The sequence below is a fragment of the Symbiobacterium terraclitae genome (genome assembly GCF_017874315.1).
In the GTDB taxonomy this organism is placed as follows: Bacteria; Bacillota; Sulfobacillia; order Symbiobacteriales; family Symbiobacteriaceae; genus Symbiobacterium; species Symbiobacterium terraclitae.
In genome coordinates, this window is sequence record NZ_JAGGLG010000061.1 from 1 (window position 1) to 3047 (window position 3047).

The 3047-nt window shown below is 61.5% G+C and carries 3 protein-coding genes; all 3 read left to right on the forward strand.

Annotated features, from left to right (window positions below; all coding sequences use genetic code 11):
* On the forward strand, positions 1 to 209 hold a 209-nt coding region (locus J2Z79_RS19345), incomplete at its 5' end, for a DUF3024 domain-containing protein (RefSeq protein WP_209468304.1).
* A gap of 285 nt (positions 210 to 494) precedes the next feature.
* Positions 495 to 2021 carry an IS21 family transposase gene (istA, locus tag J2Z79_RS18095; protein ID WP_209468305.1) on the forward strand — a complete coding sequence of 509 codons (1527 nt, stop codon included), beginning with the start codon at positions 495 to 497 and terminating at the stop codon, positions 2019 to 2021.
* A gap of 3 nt (positions 2022 to 2024) precedes the next feature.
* Positions 2025 to 2780 (forward strand): IS21-like element helper ATPase IstB, encoded by a 756-nt coding sequence (istB, locus tag J2Z79_RS18100; protein WP_209468306.1) that lies wholly within the window; start codon positions 2025 to 2027, stop codon positions 2778 to 2780.
* Positions 2781 to 3047 lie beyond the last annotated feature (267 nt).

Sequence of the window (3047 nt, forward strand, 5' to 3'; positions counted from 1 at the left end):
GCCGCCCCTCCTGGGTACCGTCAATCGGACGATGGCTACGGATTCCCATGGTGCAGTTCCGATTCGACCCAGAGCAGGGCAACTGGACGCTGTACGAGGCAGATCCTAACCGACGCTGGTTTGCATGGGATCTGGTCCAACCCTCACCAGACCTGGCCGAGCTTCTTAGGCACGTGCATGTCAGCGCCGCAGGGATTATCGTCGGTTGATCCTACGACGCCTTGTCACCGTTGCCTGCACCAAACTTGGCGAATGCGTATTCCGGACGGGTTCGACCACTCATTCCGGTCGAACCCGTCCACTGGTTACGGTCGAACTCGACCACGCATTCCACCCGAACTCGACCAGTCATTCCGGTTGAAAGCGACCGGCTCTAGGCCTAGAGCGAAGCGGCATGGGCAACCATCACAGGCTTTTTCCGGTCCTTCTCGAAGTGTGGACAAAATCACCACCCGAGGGGACGTGGGCAAGCCTTGGCCAATCGGAGGTTGTCGATGCGCAAGATCAAAGAGGTCCTTCGCCTGAAGTGGGAGGTCGGGCTTTCTGCCCGACAGATCGCCCGCAGCCTCTCGGTCTCACACAGTACCGTGCTCGACCTGCTTCGGCGCTTTGAACGTTCGGAGATTACCTGGCCGCTGCCCGAGATCGACGACAGTGCGCTCGAGGCCGCGCTCTACCCGGGAAACCCTGAAACTCGTGTAGAACGACCGCTGCCTGACATGGCGTACATCCATCGAGAGCTGGCCCGCAAAGGGGTCACCCTGCAACTCCTCTGGTGGGAGTACAAGCAGAACCAACCCGACGGGCTCCAGTACAGCCAGTTCTGCCAGCGGTACCGGGAATGGCGTGAGAAGCTCGACGTCGTGCTGCGGCAGCAGCATCGAGCTGGAGAGCAGATGCAAGTGGACTTTGTGGGAGGCTCCCTCCCCATTCACGATCGGGAGACCGGAGAGGTCCTACAGGCTCAGATCTTCGTCGCCGTACTGCCGGCCAGCAACTACACGTTCGCCAAGGTCTGTCCCTCGCAGAGCCTTCGGTCGTGGATTGCCGCACACTGTGACGCCCTGGAGTTCTTCGGCGGCGCACCGGAGGTCATCGTGCCGGATAACCCCAAGGCTGGCGTCACCAGGGCCTGCCGCTATGAGCCGGACCTCAATCCCACCTACGCGGACATGGCCAGTCACTACGGTGCTGCTGTCATCCCTGCAAGGCCCCGCAAGCCCAAGGATAAGGCGAAGGTCGAGAATGCCGTGCTGGTCGTGGAGCGGTGGATCCTCGCGGCTTTACGGAATCGCACCTTCTTCAGTCTCCGCGAGGCGGACCTTGCCGTTCGGGAGGCGGTCGAAAAACTCAACAACAGGCCATTTCAGAAGCTCGAAGGTACCCGCCGCAGCCTGTACGAAACACTGGACAAGCCGGCCCTCAAGCCATTGCCGCCCAAGCGGTATGAGTACGCAGAATGGCGCAAGGCCAAGGTGAACATGGACTACCATGTCGAGGTCGACCGCAACTACTACAGCGTTCCCTACCAGCTGGTGGGCGAGACGCTGGACATCCGGTTCACTGACGGTCTCATCGAGGCCCTGCTCCGGGGAAAGCTCGTGGCCTGCCATCCCAGAGCTACGGGCCGGGGTCGGTACGTCACCCAGATTCAGCACATGCCTGCCGCCCACAGGCGGCATCGCGAGTGGACTCCCTCCCGGTTGGTGGGCTGGGCCGAATCGGTTGGACCGCAGACAGTCAAGTTGGTGACCACCATACTGGAGCAGAAGCCACATCCCGAGCAGGGTTACCGGTCTTGTCTGGGAATCATGCAGCTTGGTAAGAAGTACGGCTTGGAACGACTTGAAGCCGCATCGGCTCGTGCCGTCATCTCAGGGGCGTACAGCTACAGCAGCATGAAGTCCATCCTCGCCAGCAACCTGGATCAAGCCCCGCTTCCCGCCCCACCAGATGAGCAGGCCACTCCTGTGCACCAGAACCTACGGGGACCCGAGTACTACGCACAAGGGGGGCAGTAGGGCATGCCTACTCAGACCACCATTGAGAGGCTCCGCGCCATGCGCCTGCGGGGGATGGCCGATGCTTTGACGGTCCAGCAACAGCAGCCCGAACTCCAGACACTGACATTCGAAGAACGCTTAGGACTGTTGGTGGATCAGGAGTGGATGGACCGGCAGAACCGTCGCCTGGCCCGCCTGCTCAAAGAGGCGAAGTTTCGCGTCGCCGCATGCATGGAGGATATCGACTACCAGCACCCGCGCGGACTGGACCGATCGGTCATGCGCAGCTTGGCCTCCGGTCAGTGGGTCCAGTACGGCCAGCATGTCCTGGTTGTCGGTCCCACAGGTGTCGGGAAGACGTTCATCGCCTGCGCCCTGGGGAACGCCGCCTGCCGGCACGGGTACACCGTGAGGTACTACCGAGTCCCTCGACTCCTTGCCGACCTATCCACCGCCAGGGTCGACGGTTCATTCCGGCGCATCCTGAGCACCTTGGCCCACACAGATGTGCTAATCCTTGACGACTGGGGGCTTGTCCCCGTCTCGGTCGCCGAATCCCGTGACCTTCTGGAGGTGATCGATGACCGTGCGCAGGCGCGGTCTACCGTCATCGCCTCACAGTTGCCCATAGAGACCTGGCACGGTGTCATCGGTGATGCTACCGTGGCCGACGCCATTCTGGACCGCCTGGTCCACGGTGCACACAAGCTGATCCTGAAGGGGGAATCGATGCGGAAGATGGCGAACTCCACGGGATACGCCCCAGAAACCGACTAGAGTCGCGAGCTCACCGCCCGTTCGCTCCTCTAGGCCGCCCCATTTACCCGGTCGGGTTGCACCGGAACGACCGGTCGATTTGGATCGGAATCAGTGGTCGGCTTGGACCGGAACCGGTGGTCGATTTGACCGGAATACGCAGCGAAGACCCCCAATCTCTTGATCAAACACACAGCAGCTCGAGGACTGCGGTGAACACCTTTTCGAGCACGCCCTTCATACGCTCCGAACGGAACCGGTTAATGGTGCGGAAATCGGGGGTCTGCC